This is a genomic window from Chitinophaga caseinilytica (assembly GCF_038396765.1).
GTDB lineage: Bacteria > Bacteroidota > Bacteroidia > Chitinophagales > Chitinophagaceae > Chitinophaga > Chitinophaga caseinilytica.
Genome location: NZ_CP150096.1, coordinates 5,474,801 through 5,493,099, shown reverse-complemented (window position 1 = coordinate 5,493,099; position 18,299 = coordinate 5,474,801). Strand labels below are relative to the sequence as shown.

General features: G+C 56.6%; 19 protein-coding genes. 18 read left to right on the top strand and 1 reads right to left on the bottom strand.

Features of this window, described 5'->3' with window-relative positions; genetic code table 11:
• The first annotated feature begins 162 nt into the window (after positions 1-162).
• From WJU22_RS22640 to WJU22_RS22625, 4 genes are read left to right on the top strand one after another with little or no spacing between them, the layout of a single operon-like run.
• Positions 163-699, top strand: a complete 537-nt coding sequence (locus WJU22_RS22640) for a hypothetical protein (RefSeq protein ID WP_341840451.1) — start codon at positions 163-165, stop codon at positions 697-699.
• Positions 700-724: 25 nt separating this feature from the next.
• Positions 725-1,390 carry a hypothetical protein gene (locus WJU22_RS22635; RefSeq protein ID WP_341840450.1) on the top strand — a complete coding sequence of 222 codons (666 nt, stop codon included), beginning with the start codon at positions 725-727 and terminating at the stop codon, positions 1,388-1,390.
• 10 nt (positions 1,391-1,400) lie between these two features.
• Positions 1,401-2,141: a sensor histidine kinase gene (locus tag WJU22_RS22630; protein ID WP_341840449.1), complete on the top strand. Its 741-nt coding sequence runs from the start codon at positions 1,401-1,403 to the stop codon at positions 2,139-2,141.
• A 59-nt stretch (positions 2,142-2,200) separates the two neighbouring features.
• A complete protein-coding gene (locus tag WJU22_RS22625) occupies positions 2,201-2,869 on the top strand; it encodes a response regulator transcription factor (protein WP_341840448.1) in 669 nt (222 codons plus the stop codon).
• Positions 2,870-3,021: 152 nt separating this feature from the next.
• Here the strand turns inward: WJU22_RS22625 and WJU22_RS22620 are convergent, their stop codons facing one another.
• On the bottom strand, positions 3,022-3,972 hold the full coding sequence (locus WJU22_RS22620; protein WP_341840447.1) for a zinc-binding alcohol dehydrogenase family protein: 951 nt from the start codon (positions 3,970-3,972) through the stop codon (positions 3,022-3,024).
• Between the two features lie 107 nt (positions 3,973-4,079).
• On the opposite strand from WJU22_RS22620, the gene WJU22_RS22615 reads away from it, so the two are divergent.
• The 14 genes from WJU22_RS22615 (at position 4,080) to WJU22_RS22550 (ending at position 18,296) form a co-directional block, all read left to right on the top strand.
• Entirely contained in the window at positions 4,080-4,466 is a 387-nt protein-coding gene (locus WJU22_RS22615; protein WP_341840446.1) for a helix-turn-helix domain-containing protein, read from the top strand.
• 50 nt (positions 4,467-4,516) lie between these two features.
• A complete protein-coding gene (locus WJU22_RS22610) occupies positions 4,517-6,919 on the top strand; it encodes a S9 family peptidase (protein WP_341840445.1) in 2,403 nt (800 codons plus the stop codon).
• Positions 6,920-7,039: 120 nt separating this feature from the next.
• Positions 7,040-9,952: an outer membrane beta-barrel protein gene (locus tag WJU22_RS22605; RefSeq protein WP_341840444.1), complete on the top strand. Its 2,913-nt coding sequence runs from the start codon at positions 7,040-7,042 to the stop codon at positions 9,950-9,952.
• A 71-nt stretch (positions 9,953-10,023) separates the two neighbouring features.
• Positions 10,024-10,569: an RNA polymerase sigma factor gene (locus WJU22_RS22600; protein WP_341840443.1), complete on the top strand. Its 546-nt coding sequence runs from the start codon at positions 10,024-10,026 to the stop codon at positions 10,567-10,569.
• A 46-nt stretch (positions 10,570-10,615) separates the two neighbouring features.
• Positions 10,616-10,960 (top strand): hypothetical protein, encoded by a 345-nt coding sequence (locus WJU22_RS22595; protein WP_341840442.1) that lies wholly within the window; start codon positions 10,616-10,618, stop codon positions 10,958-10,960.
• Positions 10,957-11,484 carry a Spy/CpxP family protein refolding chaperone gene (locus WJU22_RS22590; protein ID WP_341840441.1) on the top strand — a complete coding sequence of 176 codons (528 nt, stop codon included), beginning with the start codon at positions 10,957-10,959 and terminating at the stop codon, positions 11,482-11,484. The genes WJU22_RS22595 and WJU22_RS22590 overlap by 4 nt, the downstream gene beginning before the upstream one ends.
• A 26-nt stretch (positions 11,485-11,510) precedes the next feature.
• Positions 11,511-11,906, top strand: coding sequence for a hypothetical protein (locus tag WJU22_RS22585; protein ID WP_341840440.1), 396 nt, complete (start codon positions 11,511-11,513; stop codon positions 11,904-11,906).
• 123 nt (positions 11,907-12,029) lie between these two features.
• Positions 12,030-13,502 (top strand): cardiolipin synthase, encoded by a 1,473-nt coding sequence (gene cls / locus WJU22_RS22580; protein WP_341840439.1) that lies wholly within the window; start codon positions 12,030-12,032, stop codon positions 13,500-13,502.
• A 61-nt stretch (positions 13,503-13,563) separates the two neighbouring features.
• Complete coding sequence (locus WJU22_RS22575) at positions 13,564-13,833, top strand: metalloregulator ArsR/SmtB family transcription factor (RefSeq protein ID WP_341840438.1); 270 nt, start codon at positions 13,564-13,566, stop codon at positions 13,831-13,833.
• Between the two features lie 74 nt (positions 13,834-13,907).
• Entirely contained in the window at positions 13,908-14,666 is a 759-nt protein-coding gene (locus WJU22_RS22570; protein WP_341840437.1) for a glucose 1-dehydrogenase, read from the top strand.
• A 134-nt stretch (positions 14,667-14,800) separates the two neighbouring features.
• Positions 14,801-15,286 carry an acyl-CoA thioesterase gene (locus WJU22_RS22565; RefSeq protein WP_341840436.1) on the top strand — a complete coding sequence of 162 codons (486 nt, stop codon included), beginning with the start codon at positions 14,801-14,803 and terminating at the stop codon, positions 15,284-15,286.
• Positions 15,287-15,458: 172 nt separating this feature from the next.
• Positions 15,459-16,067 (top strand): TetR/AcrR family transcriptional regulator, encoded by a 609-nt coding sequence (locus WJU22_RS22560; protein WP_341840435.1) that lies wholly within the window; start codon positions 15,459-15,461, stop codon positions 16,065-16,067.
• A 77-nt stretch (positions 16,068-16,144) separates the two neighbouring features.
• A complete protein-coding gene (locus tag WJU22_RS22555; protein ID WP_341840434.1) occupies positions 16,145-17,398 on the top strand; it encodes a TolC family protein in 1,254 nt (417 codons plus the stop codon).
• Position 17,399: 1 nt separating this feature from the next.
• Complete coding sequence (locus WJU22_RS22550; protein ID WP_341840433.1) at positions 17,400-18,296, top strand: HlyD family secretion protein; 897 nt, start codon at positions 17,400-17,402, stop codon at positions 18,294-18,296.
• Positions 18,297-18,299 lie beyond the last annotated feature (3 nt).

The window sequence follows — 18,299 nt, the reverse complement described above, 5'->3', positions numbered from 1 at the left end:
TTATGGAAAAAAGCTATCTTGTTAAACACTTTTACCCCGCCCCATGTTCATTCCGGTAATTACCTACCGTATTTATACGCGACTATTTCGGGAAGATGTACGGTGCCAGCCGTTCCGCCCCTGTATTAATTTGCATCCTATCACATCAAACCAACAATTGTTATGAAAAGAACATCCTTTTTGCCATGGTTCCTTGTTCTGGTCCTGCTGGTCCTGCTGATCTGGGCATGGTTCTTCCGTCATGGCCCGGTCGATGAAATCCCTTACAACCGCGAGGCCGCAAAGGAGCATGTGATCCCTTTTACCTCGGCCATCGAGTATGTTAAATCGTACCGCGGGGCCAAAGCGGAGCTCCAGCGCCAGTTGCAGGACTCCGGGTATCTCGACCGCAATTTCAACCTGCCCGCTGCTGAAATGTTCAACCGCGACATCTTCGCCGCCCTGCTCGACGCCAAGGGTGCCGAAGGTATCCGTATCTACCTGGGGCTGAATGAAAAGAAGGAAGTTTGTTTCGTGATGGTACCGGTTGACGAAAAAGGCAACGACATGCGGGGCCGCATCGTTAACGAAAAGCCCGCCACCGCCTGGATCCCCGGTATTTCCGCTGCCTACGCGCTGCCGCCGGTAGAAGATGAGGCCGCCGAGAAAGGGCACCGCTGCCCTTCGATTTGCCCCTCCGGAAGCGACCTGTACCCCTGAGCCTGAAAATTTCATCCTGTAATACATGACCTACCTCGCTTCGGCGCTCTTAAGCTTTACGATTGCCATCCCGCTGGTGGTGGCGCTGGTACGGATCCATAAGGTCCGTACCAGCTACTTTCCCTTCATGGTGCTGTTATTGCTGGCGTTTACCACGGAGGTGGCCAGCGAGATCAGCCTGCGCCTCACCCGCGAAAACACCGCCATCAGCAACATTTACACCTTGCTGGAATTCGGCGTGATCCTGTGGCAGTTCCATGCCTGGGGATTCCTCCGCCGGCGGAAGGCCCTGCTCATCATGCTGGCAGCGGTCAGTTTCATTGCCTGGGTGATCGAAAACATCGCTTACGGACGGCTGGAAACCAATTTCTGTTCCGCCACGGTATTCCTCAACAGCCTCATCGTGGTATTCCTCTGCATCAACGAGATCAACGCCCTCATCGCATCATTCAGCGGCCACCTGTTCCGTAACGCGCAGTTCCTCATTTGCCTGGGGCTGATGATCATCAGCATTTACAGCCTCATCACCGAAGGCACGATGCTCATCGATCCGAAAAATGCGGTCGTGGAATGGCGGATTTTCAATATCTTTTCATTTACCAACGCCTTCGTGAACCTCATTTACGCGATCGCCGTGTACTTCATTCCCGTCAGGGACGATTACTATTTTTCCCGCAGATTCAAAGCCTGACCGGCCGCTTATGGAAGAAAGGATTTTTTACATTACCGTATTTCTTTCCTCATTGCTGGGGGTGATCATCGCGTTTTTCATCACGTCCATCATCCGCTATCACCGCCGCTATGTGCGTATGCAGCGCGAAAGGATCACGGCGGAAGTGAGGTTGCTGGAAAACGAAAGGAAACGCATTGCCGGCGATCTGCACGACAGCCTGGGGCCGCTCCTCAGCTCCGTAAAACTCAAGATCAGCAGCGTGGAAGTGCCCGATGCGGAAGACCGGAAAGTCATCCAGCAGTCCGCCAAACATATCGATGAGATCATCTCCAGCATGCGGCAGATTTCGTACGACCTGCTGCCCATCGCCCTGGAGCGCAAAGGGCTCATAGAAGCCGTCCGCGACTTCGTGCGGCACCTCGGGCGCGAAGAGCAGCTGGAAGTAAGCGTGTACACGATGAATGATGTAAATCCGCATCCCGAGCAAGATATCCACCTGTACCGCATCCTCCAGGAAATCATCCACAATACGCTGAAGCACGCCAACGCCTCCCGGCTCGATATCGGCTTCCGGCAGGAGGCAAACGAATTGCTGCTGCTCGTGCAAGACAACGGGCAAGGCTTCAGCGTGGAAAAAGCGCGGGAACACTCGCGCGGCCTGGGCCTCAAGAGCCTCGAAACGCGGACCGACATCCTGAAAGGCTCCATCCACATCCGTTCCGCCGTGGGCGAAGGTACCCGCTACTACATCCGCATCCCCCGTACTTGATTTATTTGGGTATATTTGAGACATGCCGTATCAACCTGCGGCGTGTAACCTCAATTTCAATGAAGTACGATATCCGCCTCGCCGTTGCCGACGATCATGAAATTTTCCTGGACGGGCTGGCCCTGATGCTGTCGCGCCAGGAGCACATCACCCTCGTGGGCCGCGCGGCCGACGGGCGCGAGCTGCTCGATCTGGTGCACCGCGAAAAGCCGGATGTGGTGATGACGGATATCAAAATGCCGAAAATGGACGGGATCGCCGCCACGCGCCAGCTGGTGCAGGAATTGCCCGGCATCAGGGTGATCGCCCTGTCGATGTTCGATGAAGAAGGTTTGATCGTGGAAATGCTGGAGGCGGGCGCGAAAGGGTACCTGTTGAAGAACGCCGACAAACAGGAAATCCTCGAAGCCATCGAGCATGTGTATGAAGACCATACTTACTATTGCAAAAGTACTTCCGCGAAACTCGCCGGGATGATCGCCCGGAGCAAATTCAATCCCTACCGGCAAAAGGAAGCGGTCACCTTCACCGACCGCGAGCAGGAGATCATCAAACTTATCTGTCTGCAACAAACGGCCCAGCAGATCGGCGACCGCATTTTCCTCAGCAAGCGCACGGTAGAAGGGTACCGCACCCGCATCCTCGAAAAGATGAACGTCCGCAATACGGCGGGCGTGGTGATGTATGCGCTGAAGCATAATCTTATCCGGGAAGAAGACCTGGTGTAACCCGTATTCTTGCTGCATTTTAGCGGATCGAACGTTACGGGTAGCCCTGTTTTCAATTGTAATCCGTGCCGCTTCTTCGATGCTCATCCGCAAAAGGATCCTCCCCGCTGCCATCCTGCATTACGGCACATAACAGACTTTGTACGATCCAGTTATTCCATCCGCAAAACGATCCTTCCCGGTACCTGCCTGCTTTCCAGCGCGGCGAAAGCGGCGGCGTAATCTTCGAATTCATACCCGGTGGATGGGATGCACAATTTGCCGTTTATCACTGCTTCCACCATTTCTTCGTGCCAGCGCTGCTTGTCGGCCGCTGCGGCCGCGAACACCGATGCGCCAAAGATCTTCAGCGATCGGAATGCCAGCAGGTTGCCGTCGGTTTCCACCGGTTGGGCAGACATGTTGCCGTATAAAACCGCCGTGCCGCCAGGCGCCAGTAACGGCAGCAACTGCGTGGCAATGGGGCCGCCGCCGGCCTCGAGCAGGAGGGAATAGCCTTCCGGGGCGGCGCTTTGCAGCGTTTGCAGCCAATTTTCGGTTTGGTGGGATACGGCCACGGTGGCGCCCATGTCCCGCAGATAATCCAGTTTTTCCGCTCCGCCGGCCACCGCCCCGATAACCGGAACGCCCCGCAGTTGCGCCAGCTGTACGGCGAATGAACCGATAACGCCCGCGGCACCGGTGATCAGTACGGAATGAATAGGCTCCGGCGCCTGGTCCAGCAAATGGTGCGCAGTGAACCCGCCGGACAACAGCCCCTCCGCCACAGCAAGCCCTTCCGGCAGCAGGTATGCCTGGGATGCATGTACCACGGCATATTCCGCGAAGCCCTCCATCGAAACGCCCGTTACGCGCTGGCCGGGGCGGAACGTTTCTACGTCGGGGCCCACCGCCACAATGTATCCTTCCACTTCGCCAAGCATGACATGCGGGAACGGCGAGGGAGCGGGGAAGACGCCGTTGCGCAGGAGCTTGTTGGCGTGGTTGACGGCAATGGCGGAAACTTTCACGAGCAATTCGCCGGATTTGGGCTGCGGTAGGGGCATGTCGCGGAGGGAGAGCACTTCCGGTCCGCCGGTACCCGTTTGAACGATAGCTTTCATAGCATTGGATATTTTGTCTGGCAAAGATGGGGTGGGATGGAGGTACGCCGGCTGTGGGTTACCTGCAGGGAAGTTCGTTCCATCGCGGTAATGCGTATATTTAGGATATGTCAACGATCACAGGAACAGCGGAGCGCAATTGCCGCGAACGCAGGCTGGCGCTGCAAGACACCATCCAGGCGCTGGGCGGCAAATGGCGCATTTTCATCTTATGCGCCTTGCAAAACGGAGATCTCCGCTTCTCCGATCTCGAAACCCGGCTGCCCGGCATCTGGCCGAAAGTGCTCGCCAGCGATCTGAAATCCCTCGAAGCGCATCTCCTCGTAAACCGCCAGGTAAACCCCACCCGGCCGGTCACCGTCACCTATTCCCTCACCCCGCACGCACGGCACCTCTGGCCGCTCGTGGACGCGCTCGTCGGCTTCGGGCTCGAGCACCGGCGCTCCGTAAAAGCGGGGATGAAAGCTGATAACGCCCATGTAATACCCCTATGACGGTTTGAGCGCTTTCCCTATATTGTTCCCAACTTATCATCTGAACCGCTATGAGAAAATCCATATTCCTGGTGGCCCTCCTGGCCGGAAGCACCGCTTTCGCGCAGGATAACGGCACCTATCAGCGCCCGCCTGCCGTGATCGAGGAATTGCTGCTGGCCAAGCCTACGCCCACCGTATCTATTTCCAAAACCGGCGAATGGATGCTCCTGGCCCAGCGCAACCCGTTCCCGTCTGTGGAAGAGCTGGCCGAACCGGAACTGCGCATCGCAGGCCTGCGGCTTAATCCGCGCAACTTCGGCCAGAGCCGTGGGGTGAGCAATGCCAGCCTCCGGTTGAAGCACCTGAAAAGCAATACCGAATTCGATATTAAAGGCATCCCCGAGCCGGCGCGCATCTCCGGTGTATCCTGGAGCCCCGATGGCCGGCAGGTGGCTTTCCTGCAATCGGGCGCGGAGCGCATCGACCTGTATGTTTTCGACATAGACGCAAAGCAGGCCGTGCAGGTCAATCAGCAACCCCTGAACGCCACCATGGGCAATCCTTACGCCTGGTTGGGCAATGAAACGCTCGTGTACCGGGCGGTTCCCGCGGGCCGGGGCGCCCTGCCGAAAGCGCCCGCAGCGCCAACCGGCCCGGTAGTGCAGGAAAGCAAGGGCCGCAGCGCCGCGTCCCGCACTTATCAGGACCTCATCAAAACGCCCTACGACGAAGCGCTTTTCGCATACATGGCCACTTCACAGATCGTATTGGTTACCGGTAAAAAGGAAACGCCGGTCGGCGAGCCGGGGATTTACGCCTCGGTGAACGTATCGCCCGATAAGCAGTTCCTGCTCACCCGCCGCATCGAAAAGCCTTTCAGCTACCTGGTGCCCGCTTACGGATTCCCGCATGTTTGGGAAGTGTATGGCAAAACCGGCAAACTGGTGAAGACACTGGTAAAGAACCCCTCCTCCGAAGGCGCGCCCATCGGGTTCGACGATGTTGTGACCACCCCGCGCGATTTCGGCTGGAAAGACGATGAAGCGCATACCGTCACGTTCGTAAAAGCCCTCGACGGCGGCCTCGGTAAACAGAAAGCCGAATTCCGCGATGCGCTGTATGTGCAGGACGTAACGTCGGCCGACGCGCCCAAAGAACTGTTCCGCACCCGCCGCCGTTTCGAAGACGTGATCTGGGGAACGCAGGAATTGGCGCTCGTCTACGAATCCATGTTCGCCGACCGGAAGGAGCGCATCAGCATCCTCAATCAGCAGGCCGGCCGCCTCGATTCGCTCTACGAACGCAGCAGCAACGATGCTTACAGCGATCTGGGCACGCCTTTCACCACCCGCAACGCATTCAACCGCCCCGTACTTTTTACCGGCCGGAAAAACGAATTGACGTTCCGCTCGCAGGGCTCCTCGCCGGAGGGCGATATGCCGTTGGTACAAACCCTCGACCTGAAAACCGGCAAAAAGAACATCCTCTGGCGCTGCCAGGCCCCGTTCTTCGAAAGCGTGGTGGAAGTGATCGATCCGGAGAAACTGGTGGTGCTCACTTCCCGCGAAAGCAATACCGAAGTGCCCAATTATTACATCCGTGACCTCCGCAAACGCTCGCTCGTTGGCACGAAAGTGACCAGCTTCGAGAATCCCTACAAAGCCATGGAAGGCGTCTCCAAACAAAAGATCACCTATAAACGTGCCGACGGCATCCAGCTCACCGGCGATCTTTACCTGCCCAAAGGTTACGATCCGGGGAAAGACGGCCGGCTGCCCGTGTTCATCTGGGCATACCCGCGGGAGTACAAATCTGCCGCAGATGCAGCACAGGTGCGGGGCTCGAAGTATACCTTCACCCGTGTAGGCTATGGCGGCCCGCTCTTTTGGGTCACCCAGGGCTACGCCATCCTCGACAATGCCGAAATGCCCATCGTAGGCGAAGGCAACAGGGAGCCCAACGATAATTTCATCCCGCAGCTGTACCTCAATGCCCACGCGGCGATCCAGGCGCTGTCGAAAATGGGGGTGGGAGATAGCAACCGTGTGGCCGTGGGCGGGCATAGCTACGGCGCATTCATGACAGCTAACCTCCTCGCGCACACGAAGTTGTTCAAGGCGGGGATCGCGCGGAGCGGGGCCTACAACCGTACGCTGACGCCGTTCGGCTTCCAGGCGGAGGAGCGCACGTACTGGGAGGCGCCGGAAGTGTATTACAATATGAGCCCCTTCAGCTTCGCCAGCTCGATCAAAACGCCGCTGCTGCTCATTCATGGCGAAATGGACAATAATCCCGGTACTTTCCCCATCCAGAGCGAACGGCTGTACAACGCGGTGAAAGGGCACGGGGGAACGGTGCGCTTTGTGCAACTGCCTTACGAAAGCCACGGCTATTCCGCCCGCGAAAACATCCTGCATATGCTTTGGGAACAAACGCAATGGCTCGATCGATACGTCCGCGACGCGAAATAATGACTGATATGATATTACCCGGAACGGGGCGCCAACAGGTTGGCGCCCCGTTTTTTTGTGATGAGCGGCAGATGTTTTGGGCCGGATTGGCGTCCAACATTGCAGAATAACCACCGAATTATGCGGCATGCACTGATCTTTACATTAATAATGCTGACCTGCGCACAGTTAACAAAAGCGCAGACCCTGGTACTGAAAGGTGTGTTGAAAGATAAGAGCGATAGTACCGTGCTGAAAAACGCCACCATAAGGGTGAGCAGCCCGGAAGACGCGAACTTCCGCAAACAGGCGCTGACCGGCCCCACGGGCGCCTTCGAAATCACCGGCCTTTCGCAAAAGCCTTACCTGCTGACCATCTCGTACGTAGGCTACGGCGAACTGCAACGGGCTATCCTGCTGCAGGCGGAAACGCAGGACCTTGGGACCATCTTCCTCCCCAAATCTTCCCGCGAACTGCAGGAAGTAGTCATCAAAGGCCAGGTACCCCCTTCGCAAATGAAGGGAGACACACTCCAGTATAATGCCGATGCCTATAAAGTAAACCCCGACGCAAGCGGTGAAGACCTCATCCGCAAAATGCCCGGCATCACCGTGGAAAACGGTACCGTGAAAGCCGGCGGCGAAGAAGTGAAAAAAGTGACGGTAGACGGGAAGGAATTTTTCGGGGAAGACGCCACCCTGGCGCTCCGGAACCTCCCCGCGGAAGTCATCTCCAAAATAGAAGTGTTCGACCGGATGAGCGACCAGGCCCGGTTCACCGGGTTCGACGACGGCAACACCTCCAAAGCCATCAACATCGTGACCCGCGCCGAAATGCGCCAGGGCCAGTTCGGTAAGCTTTTCGCCGGATACGGCACCGAAGGCCGGTATTCCGCCGGCGGCAACGTGAACCTTTTCAAGGAAAACAAACGCATCTCCATCATCGGGATGACCAATAACGTGAACCAGCAGAACTTCTCCTCGCAAGACCTCCTGGGCGTGCAGAACGCCGGCGGCGGCCGTGGCGGCGGAGGAGGAAGGGGCGGTCGCGGTGGCGGCGGCGGCCGTGGTGGCGGAGGTTTCGGCGGCGGGGGAAGCAATTTCCTCGTGGGCGGACAAAACGGCCTGAACAAGACCAACTCCATCGGGATCAACTACAACGACCAATGGGGCAAGAAAGTCAATTTCAACGCCAGCTACTTCTTCAATAACAGCAATAGCAGCAACCTGGAAATCACCCGCTCGCGCACCCAGCTGCCCGAAGGCATACAGGAAGAAAATGACACCGCGTACACAGGGAGCCGCAACTATAACCACCGGGTAAATATGCGGCTGGAGTATAACATCGACTCCAACAACTCCATCATCTTCACGCCCAGCGTGAGTTTCCAGAACAACGATTCCTGGTCCAACAACTTCGGCCTCACGAAATTCCAGGAGAAACTGCTGAGCACCAACCTCCGCAATACCGACAATACCAACTCCGGATATAACTTCAACGGCAACCTGACCTACCGCCATGCTTTCGCGAAACGCGGCAGGACCATCAGTTTCGGCATAGGCGGCAGTACCAACAACCGCCGCGGCACCAACTTCACGAACAGCGATCTCGACTACCCGCAGGACCCCTCGAACAACGACTCCCTGCGCCAGCGCGTACGCCCGCTTTCCAGCGGTAAATCGCTCAACATGAACGTGTCCTACACCGAGCCTGTAGGTAAAATGGGACAGTTGCAGCTGAGCTACAACCCCAGCTGGTCGCACAACGACGCCGACCGCAGGGCATACCAGTTCGATTATACGGGTAAGGACTACACCATCCTCGACCCCACACAGTCGAACATGTTCAACAACCAGTACAACACCCAATCCGCCGGCCTCAGTTACCGCATCGGTAACCGCGACCGCATGCTGAGCGTGGGCGCCAATTACCAGTACGCCGAAATGCAAAGCGAGCGCACCTATCCCACAACGGCAGCCGTGAAACAGCATTTCGCCAACGTATTGCCCAACCTCATGTTGCAGGCCAAAGCGGGCGAATACGGGCGGATCAGGCTGTTCTACCGCTCGTCTACCCAACAGCCGAATATCGACCAGCTGCAGGACGTATACATCTATTCCGGCCTCACGAACGTGTCTATCGGTAACCCGGACCTCAAGCAGATGTACGGGCACCAGCTGGCCGGCCGGTACAACTATACCAATACGAAAAACGGGAACAACTTCTTCGCCAACGTGTTCGTAAATACCCGCCAGGATTACATCGCCAATGCGATCTATACGGCAACGCGGGCGGATTCGCTCCTCACGCCGACGGATACACTGAAGCGTGGCGGCCGCCTGTCTAAAGCCGAGAATATGGACGGGTATTTCAGCGCGAATTCGTTCTTTACTTACGGCGTTCCCCTGAAGTTCATCAAATCCAACTTCAACATGAACGTGGGTGGCGGTTATACGAAAACCCCCGGCATCACGAACCAGGTGAAAGGCTTTACGCACAATTACAACTACAACCTGGGCGCCGTGGTGAGCAGCAATATCAGCGAGTACATTGATTTCACGGTGTCTTACGACGCGGTGTTCAACGTCATCAAGAATACCATTGAACCTACGGCCAATGCGAACTATTCCACCCACAACGCACGCGCGTCCGTGAACCTGCTCAGCAAATCCGGATGGGTGTTGCAGAACGAGATCAACCACACCTTTACGAAAGGCCTGGGCGAAGGGTTCGATCAGCGTTTCTGGCTCTGGAACGCCAGCGTAGGCAAGAAATTCCTCAAAAACCAGCGCGGGGAACTGCGGGCTTCGGTGTTCGACCTGCTGAAACAGAACCGGAGCATCAACCGCAGTATCAATGGTTTAGAGACGATCGACTCCCAGAACCAGGTGCTCACCCAATATTTTATGCTTACATTTACTTACCGGCTGCGGAATTTCGGTAAGGCGAAGCAGCCTGAAGGCGGAGAGCGCCGCAGGTTCGAGCGCGGGCCCGGCGAATACGGTCCTCCCGGCGGCGGAGGCATGAGAGGCAGGCCCGGCGGCGACTTTTAACCTATTCCATATTCCGTAGTTCCGATTTAACCAAACTATAATACCGCCAATTGACGGACAACATCGCAAATTTGAAGCAGGGGAGCGAAGTGGCTTTCAAGGAGCTGGTGGAGCAGTGGCAGGGCATGGTGTACAACACCGCGCTCGGCATGCTGCAAAACACGGCCGACGCGGAAGACGTATCGCAGGAGGTGTTCATGCAGGCGTATGAGTCTATCGGTTCGTTCAAGGGCGAAGCAAAAATATCCACCTGGCTGTACCGGATCACGGTCACCAAGTGCCTGGACTTCCTCCGCAAAAAAACGCGGAAGAAGCGGTGGGGGAAAGTGATGAGCATTTTCGGGGAGAACCAGGAATTGCTGGTAGATCCGCCCGATTTTCACCATCCCGGCGTGGAACTGGCCAATAAGGAACGCTCGCAGCTCCTTTTTAAAGCCATCGGCCGGCTGCCCGACAGTCAGAAGGCGGCTTTCGTGCTCCACAAGCTGGAAGGCCTGAGCAGCAAGGAGATAGCCGGTGTGATGGACGCGAGCGTGTCGGCCGTGGAAGGGCTCCTGCACCGGGCGCGGCAGAATTTGCGGCAACAATTGGAAAAATATTACCGGGAAGGGGAATAACATGAAAGGTTTTTAAAGAAACGTCGTCTAACTAAAATAAGCGATCATGAACAAGCGAAGAGACATAGAACAGGAAATTGAACGGACGCTCTCCAGCCTCGACGGTACGGAGCGCGCGCAGCCGGATCAGTTCTTTTTTACCCGTCTCAGGGCAAGAATGCAGCGTGTACAGCCGGCAGACGCCTGGGAGCGTATTATCGCCGTCATTTCCCGCCCGGCCATCGCGATTACCGCCATCGCGCTGATTTTGGGGCTGAACGGGACGCTGGCCTTCATGCAATGGAAGCCTGCCGAACGCACGGAGCAGGCCTCGCTGCAGCAGGCGTTTGCAGACGAATATGCCTTGGGAATCAACACTTTTTATGATATTGAAAAAAATGATCCGCAATGAGGGAAACCTTCGCTAAGCATAAAGTTTTAAGCGTACTGGTGATCCTGTTGCTGCTGACGAACCTGTTCCTGGTGTTTTTCATCGTACTGAAGAAACCCGAACCTCCCGGCAGGGGGAACCATCCTTCCCGCGGCGAGGTCATGCAGCTACTGGAAAAGGAAGTAGGGTTCAGCAAGGATCAGCTCGAATCGTACCGCCAGCTAAAAGAGCAGCATTGGGACCGGATGAAGCCCTCGTTCACCGGCATGCGGAACGCCAAAGACGAATTTTATAAACTGCTGAGCCTGTCGTCCGTACCCGACTCCGTCGTGAATGCGATGGCGGATACGATCGCGGCGCGGCAAAAACAGATAGATCTCCAGACATTCCGGCACTTCCAGCAGGTGCGCGCCCTTTGCACGCCCGAGCAGCAGCCACGGTTCGATTCCGTTGTGCAGCTGGTGCTGAAGAAGATGAACGGCCCCTGGCGCAAAGGCCCCCCGAAAGACGATAGCGCCCGCCGGCAGCCCGCGCCCGACCGCTAAACACGAAACCCTCAAATACGCACCACATGAAACAAAGATTTCTGTTGACAGTGGCCCTCGTACTCACGATGGGCCTGGGAGCCTACGCCCAGCAAGGCGGCGGAGGCCAGCGCCGCACCGTTGAAGAACGCGTGAAAGCCACCCTCGAAAGACTCACCACCGAACTGAAACTCTCGCAAGACCAGGTCGTTAAACTCGACACCGTGTTCACCCGCAGCTACAAGGAAATGCAGAAAATGCGCGAAGACGCGCAAGCTTCTGGCAACCGCCCCGACCGCGACGCATTCATGAAGCTGAACAATGACCGCGACGAAAAAGTGAAGGCCATTCTTTCCGAAGAGCAATTCAAAAAGTACAAAGAGCAGCAGGAAGCCATGCGCCAGCGTGGGGGCGGACCCCGCGGAGGCGGCGGCCAGCGCTAGCATCTGATGTCATGAGCCCGGGCCGTACCACGCAGCGTATAACCATGAAGAATGCACGCTGGGAGGTACGGCTTTTTCATGCCCTTGCGGATTTGTCGTATTATTGCGGCAGATAATCCGTCCATGCTGAATTTCCTCAAAGATCACTGGCAGTCTATCGGGATCGTTATCCTCTACGGCATCACTTTCCTGGTAGCCATCAAGGCGCTGCTGGAAACCCGGTCTACCGGAAAAACACTGGCCTACCTGCTCCTCCTTTTCTTCCTCCCGGGTATCGGTGTGCTCGTGTACCTCGCCATCGGCGTGAACCGCCGCATCAACCGCATATACAGCCGCAAATGGATGAGCAACGTCCGCCTCAGCGAGCGCCTCCAGGATTACCTCCAGCGCGAGAACCGCCAAACCCTCCTCGAACATTCAGACCTCGTTACCAATAAAACCGGCATCGCCCGGCTGCTCTTCCGCGATTCTTTGTCGCCCCTCACGCCCGATAACCAAACCGTGCTCCTGCTGAACGGGGAAGAGAAATTCCCCGCCATGCTCGATGCCCTCCGTTCCGCAAAGCACCACATCCATCTCGAATATTACATCTTCGAAGACACCGGCATCGGCCGCGAAGTGATGGATGTGCTCAAAGCCAAAGCGGCCGAAGGCGTGGAAGTGCGCTTCATTTACGATGATTTCGGCAGCAGCGATATCAACCGCCGCTTCCTCCGCGAAATGCGGAAAGCCGGGGTGGAAGTGTTCCCCTTTTACCGGGTGCGCCTCCTCGCCAACCGCCTGAACTATCGCAACCACCGCAAGATCGTCGTGATCGACGGGCATACGGGCTTCATCGGCGGGATCAATGTGGCAGACCGGTACATCAACGACCCGAAGTATCGCATCAAGCATAAGAACTGGCCGTACTGGCGCGATACGCACCTCTGCATCAAAGGCCAGGGCGTGCATACGCTGCAGTTCCTCTTTATGGGCGACTGGAACTTCTGCGCGGAAACGGACCTGCCCATCACCCACGAATTCTTCCCCGATATCCCCGTTGCGGGGAAAGATCTGGTGCAGATCGCGGCGAGCGGGCCGGATTCGGAGCGCTCTTCCATCATGCTGTCGTATCTCGCAGCCATCAACCAGGCCGAGCGTTCCGTATATATTACCACCCCGTATTTCATCCCCAACGAAGCCATTTACAACGCGCTGCAACAGGCGGCATTGTCGGGGGTAGACGTGCGGCTGCTGGTGCCCGGCGTGAGCGACAGCCGGCTCGTGAACCTGGCGGCGGAATCGTTTTACGAGGATTTGCTGGCCTGCGGCGTGAAGATCTTCCGTTACCAGAAAGGGTTCGTGCATGCGAAAACGATGGTGGTGGATGATAACCTGAGCGTGGTGGGCACGGCCAACATGGATATCCGGAGCTTCGATTTCAATTTCGAGGTGAATGCTTTCGTCTACAGCCGGGAGATGAACTGGAAGCTTTCCGAAGCGTTCCTGCAGGATTGCCTGTATACCGAGCAGCTGGAGCTGGGCGACTGGCGGGCGAGGGGCCGGTGGATACGGTTGTGCGAGGCGGTGGTACGGCTGTTCAGTCCGCTGCTGTGACCCTGTCAAAAAAATCTATCGATGAATTTCGATATTTCAAAAAAGTACCTATATTTGCATCATGGACGCAGCGATGATCGAGAAGGCGGCAAATGCTCTGGCGGATAAAAACCGGATGGCTATACTGTTGAAGTTGGCCAGGCAGGAGAACTGTTGCTGTGGCGAAATCCAGGACATGATTTGCCTTTCTCAACCTACTGTATCCCATCACATCAAGATTTTGGTGGATAGCGGCGTGCTCATCAGCATGAAGGAGGGCCGGAATGTAACGCTTACCATCAATAAGGAGATGATGAAACACCTGTCAATGTTCTTTCTTCAGCTGAGTTAAAAAGCTGATTTTTTTCACCCAATGTATCGATATTTTTAAATAAATCGATATAACACACATACACACACTACGATATGAGCTTGCAGAATAAAGTAGCCGTCGTTACCGGAGGTAACAGCGGCATCGGGCTCGCGACGGCCGAAGAATTCGTGGCCAGGGGCGCAAAAGTTGTCATCACGGGCAGAAATGCCTATGCGGTGAACGCCGCGGCGGAAAAACTGGGCAGCGGTACACTGGGCGTGACCGCCGACCAGTCGAGCCTCGCGGATGCAGACAAATTGGTGGCGGAAGTAAAGGAACGTTACGGGAAGATTGACGTGCTGTTCGTCAACGCCGGTATCGGTGCCTTCGCACCCGTGGCCGATGTCACCGAAGCTGACTTCGATGCCATTATGAACACGAACTTCAAAGGGGCATATTTCACCGTACAGAAGTTTTTACCCGTGCTGAACGACGGCGGGTCGATCATCCTGCTGTCTTCCGTGAACGCCTTTACCGGCATGCCGGGATCGAGCGTATACTCCGCCAGCAAAGCTGCCTTGAATGCGTTGGGCCGCACTTTGAGCGCAGAACTGGCTACGCGGGGCATTCGGGTGAACACGGTGAACCCCGGGCCGATCATTACCCCCATCCTGGCCAAGGCCGGCCTGGACGATAACAGCATCACTGCTTTCCGTCAAAAATTCGCGGAGCGGATACCGCTCAATCGCGCCGGTGAATCCGCAGAAGTGGCCAAGCTCGTGGCGTTCCTCGCCTCCAGCGACGCTTCTTTTATCACCGGTGCGGAATATAACATCGACGGTGGACTGACCGTCCACAAGTTGGTGGGATAAGAAAGATAGTAAGACTGCAAACTTGCATAATCGTTTGAAAACCCTGATGCGTACTTCAAATTGACATATTAATGCCGGGGCGGTTTCGCACCGCTCCGGCTTTTTACGGAACTTAGCGGTAAAACCTGACTATTATGACCAAGGAACCAGGCAGCATGTATATCATCCGGTTTAACGATTGCGACCCGTTCGGGCATCTCAACAACGCGGCGTATCTCAATTATTTCATGAACGCCCGCGAAGACCATCTTGCAGAACATTACCAGTTGCGCCTGAAGGATTTTGCCGCCAGGGGCAGGGGATGGGTGGTGGCCGAGCACCGGGTCGCCTACCTGAAACCCGCTGTGGTAGCAGAAAAAGTATACATCTTCACCCGCGTCACCGATTTCTCGCACCAGCATATTTCGGTGGAAATGTGGATGACCGACGAGCAGCAGCATAAGGTGAAAGCCTTCCTCATGACCCGCTTCGCGCATGTAGACCTCAAGACCGGCAAGCGGGCCGATCATGATGAGGGGCTCGTGCAATTGCTGACCAACATCCGTGTAGACCATAACCCCGACGAAACTTTTGAACAGCGTCTGGCCGCGAGGCTGCAGGCGCCTTCCATCCAGCTGTGACACCCCAAACCTAACTTAGCGATTAGTAAACAGTTGTAGGTAACAGCCGCCGGGGCATTCCTGCCCCGGCTTTTTCATGCCAGCTCATATTTGGGATTTTTTATTTGGAGGAATCGGAAATATCCCTACCTTTATGTCGTTAACCAAATGGTTAAACACTTCAGTTGAACACATGCAGACGACCAATACTACCGAACAACAGATCATCGAAGCGGCGCGCAAGATATTCATGCACAGGGGCTTAACCGGCGCCAGGATGCAGGATATCGCCGACGAGGCGGGGATCAACAAGGCGATGCTGCATTATTATTACCGGAGCAAAGACAAGTTGTTCGACATTGTGCTGACCGAAGCGGTAGACCAGATGCTGAGCCGGTTGAACGCCGTTTTTTCGGGCGATCTGGAGCTGCCGGAGAAGATTCGCTCGGCGGTAGACAACTACATCACCGGTATCAGCGAAAACCCTTTCCTGCCGTTGTTTGTGCTCAACGAAATCAATCAGAACCCGCACCGGATCGCGGAGCGGTTCCTGTCTGCACCGAATTTTCCCAACATTCGCGGTTTCGCGCAGCAATTGCTGGAAGGAATGGAAAAAGGAACGTTGAGAAAAGTGGACCCCGTGCAGTTGATGATTAGCATCATTTCCATGTGCATTTTCCCGTTTTTGGCCAAACCGCTGCTGCAGGCCGTGTTTACGATCGACGACCCGGCGTTTCTCGGGTTCATGGAGGAAAGAAAGGTTTTTGTGACGGAGTTTGTTCTCAATGCGTTAAGGCCGTAGCCGCCATCTCGGGCGGTTTGGACCCGGCTATTTTTTTGTCCAGCAATTAACCAGTTAGTTAAATAAAAGAGTTAACGATGTTCAGATTCCTCATGCCGGCGCTGCTGCTGCTTTCCGGGAGCGCCCTGGCACAGGGCTTCCCCCTGGATTCTGCCTGGGCCGCCGCCCGCAGGCATTACCCGCTGCTCCGGCAGCAGGAAGCCACCGACCGCGCCACGGCCCTCCAGCTCCGCAATATCCGCACCGGATACCTCCCGCAGGCGGAAATCAACGGGAAAGCGACGTACCAGTCAGACGTGGTGGCCATCCCCATCAAGCTGCCCAACGTCAGCATTCCGTCCATCCCCAAAGACCAGTACAACCTTACCCTCGACGTGCGCCAGCTCATTTACGACGGCGGCGCCACCGGCGGCCAGCGCGATCTGGCCCTCGCCCGCGCGCAAACCGAGCGCCAGCGCGTGGAAGTGGATTTGCACCAGCTCCGCCAGCAGGTATCGCAGGTATATTTCAACGCCCTCATCTGGGACGCGCACATCGCCGCCCGCAAAGAGATGATCGCCGAAGTGAAACAGCGCCGCGAAAGGCTCCAGGCAGGGGTAGACAACGGCACCGTGCTCGCCAGCCAGGTAGACATGCTCCAGGCCGAAGCCCTCAAAGCCGAACAGCAGCTGGAAGAGGCCGTCAACGGGAAACAGGCCGCCCTGGCCACTTTGGCCCTGCTCACCGGGAAGTCTCCGGCCGACATGGAACCCCTCGAGCTGCCCCAACCCGCATCCACGGGCAACGCGCCCATCCAACGCCCCGAACTGGCGCTGTTCCGCTTCCAGCAAGACGTGCTGGGATCGCAGGCCAAACTCACGGAAACGGCCACACGCCCTAAGCTCAGCGCATTCGTGCAGGGAGGCTACGGCCGCCCCGGGCTGAACATGCTGTCCGATAAATTCGATTTCTATTACATGGGCGGCCTCCGCCTGCAATGGACCCTCTGGAACTGGCGCTACCAACACACCGAGCGCGCCGCGCTCCGCGAACAGGAAACGGGCATCCAGGCGCAGGCAGACGCGTTCGACCTCCAGACCCGCGCCAGGCTCGTCCAGCAACAGGCGGAGATCAATACACTGCAATCCGCCATGGCAAAAGACCGTGAGATCGTGAGCCTCCGCGGGAAAGTGAAAGCCGTATCCGCCGCGCAGCTCGATAACGGCGTGATGACCGTCCATGATTACCTCTCCGATCTTTACGCGGAAACTTCGGCCATCATCGCCGGAAAAACCCGCGAGATCCAGTTCGTTTACGCCACCATCCAGTACCAGGTTATAAAAGGTTATTGACATGAAAACAACCATCGCAGCCGTTTTGAGCCTCGCTTTCCTCGCCGCCTGTTCTTCGAAAGAAAACGGGGCAGACGCATACGGCAATTTCGAATCCACCGAAGTGATCGTTTCCGCGGAAGCGACCGGCCGCCTCCTCCGGTTCGACGTCGAAGAAGGGCAGGTGCTGGCAGAAAATACCGTTGTGGGAGGGATCGACTCCACGCAGCTGCATCTCCGCAAAGCCCAGCTGGGCGCCAATATCAAAGCGGTGAAAAGCCGCGTGCCGGAAGTTAATCCGCAATTGGCCGTGATCCGCCAACAGATCGCCACCCAGCAGAAGGAAAAAGCCCGCATCGAAAACCTCCTCAAAGCCAACGCCGCCACGCCCAAGCAGCTGGACGATATCAACGGCGCCATCGCCCTGCTCGAAAAGCAGTATTCGTCCACCGCTTCGACGCTTAACACACAAGTAACCGGCCTCAGCACGGAAACCCAGCCGCTGGAGTTCCAGGTGGAGCAGGTGAAAGACCAGCTCGCGCAAACGCGCGTCCTCAATCCCGTGAACGGTACGGTGCTGGTGAAATACGTGGAAACGGGCGAAGTGGTGAACTACGGCAAACCGCTCTACAAACTCGCCGACCTCCGCACCATGTACCTGCGCGCATACATCGGCGGCGACCAACTATCTGCCGTGAAAACGGGGCAACAGGTGAACGTAGGCATCGATCAGCCGGATGGCTCCGTCAAGCAGCTCAAGGGCGAGATCAGCTGGATATCGCCGGAAGCGGAATTCACGCCGAAAACGGTGCAAACGCGCGATGAGCGCGTGCGGCAGGTATATGCGCTGAAAGTGCGCGTGCAAAACGACGGCAGCCTGAAAATCGGGATGCCGGGAGAAATGCGGATCACCAAATAAGCG

Excerpts from the sequence above, each read along its gene's own strand:
- WJU22_RS22640 (WP_341840451.1), top strand. The coding sequence starts at position 163 with ATGAAAAGAACATCCTTTTTGCCATGGTTCCTTGTTCTGGTCCTGCTG.
- WJU22_RS22635 (WP_341840450.1), top strand. The coding sequence starts at position 725 with ATGACCTACCTCGCTTCGGCGCTCTTAAGCTTTACGATTGCCATCCCG.
- WJU22_RS22630 (WP_341840449.1), top strand. The coding sequence starts at position 1,401 with ATGGAAGAAAGGATTTTTTACATTACCGTATTTCTTTCCTCATTGCTG.
- WJU22_RS22625 (WP_341840448.1), top strand. The coding sequence starts at position 2,201 with ATGAAGTACGATATCCGCCTCGCCGTTGCCGACGATCATGAAATTTTC.
- WJU22_RS22620 (WP_341840447.1), bottom strand. The coding sequence starts at position 3,972 with ATGAAAGCTATCGTTCAAACGGGTACCGGCGGACCGGAAGTGCTCTCC.
- WJU22_RS22615 (WP_341840446.1), top strand. The coding sequence starts at position 4,080 with ATGTCAACGATCACAGGAACAGCGGAGCGCAATTGCCGCGAACGCAGG.
- WJU22_RS22610 (WP_341840445.1), top strand. The coding sequence starts at position 4,517 with ATGAGAAAATCCATATTCCTGGTGGCCCTCCTGGCCGGAAGCACCGCT.
- WJU22_RS22605 (WP_341840444.1), top strand. The coding sequence starts at position 7,040 with ATGCGGCATGCACTGATCTTTACATTAATAATGCTGACCTGCGCACAG.
- WJU22_RS22595 (WP_341840442.1), top strand. The coding sequence starts at position 10,616 with ATGAACAAGCGAAGAGACATAGAACAGGAAATTGAACGGACGCTCTCC.
- WJU22_RS22590 (WP_341840441.1), top strand. The coding sequence starts at position 10,957 with ATGAGGGAAACCTTCGCTAAGCATAAAGTTTTAAGCGTACTGGTGATC.
- WJU22_RS22585 (WP_341840440.1), top strand. The coding sequence starts at position 11,511 with ATGAAACAAAGATTTCTGTTGACAGTGGCCCTCGTACTCACGATGGGC.
- cls (WP_341840439.1), top strand. The coding sequence starts at position 12,030 with ATGCTGAATTTCCTCAAAGATCACTGGCAGTCTATCGGGATCGTTATC.
- WJU22_RS22575 (WP_341840438.1), top strand. The coding sequence starts at position 13,564 with ATGGACGCAGCGATGATCGAGAAGGCGGCAAATGCTCTGGCGGATAAA.
- WJU22_RS22570 (WP_341840437.1), top strand. The coding sequence starts at position 13,908 with ATGAGCTTGCAGAATAAAGTAGCCGTCGTTACCGGAGGTAACAGCGGC.
- WJU22_RS22565 (WP_341840436.1), top strand. The coding sequence starts at position 14,801 with ATGACCAAGGAACCAGGCAGCATGTATATCATCCGGTTTAACGATTGC.
- WJU22_RS22560 (WP_341840435.1), top strand. The coding sequence starts at position 15,459 with ATGCAGACGACCAATACTACCGAACAACAGATCATCGAAGCGGCGCGC.
- WJU22_RS22555 (WP_341840434.1), top strand. The coding sequence starts at position 16,145 with ATGTTCAGATTCCTCATGCCGGCGCTGCTGCTGCTTTCCGGGAGCGCC.
- WJU22_RS22550 (WP_341840433.1), top strand. The coding sequence starts at position 17,400 with ATGAAAACAACCATCGCAGCCGTTTTGAGCCTCGCTTTCCTCGCCGCC.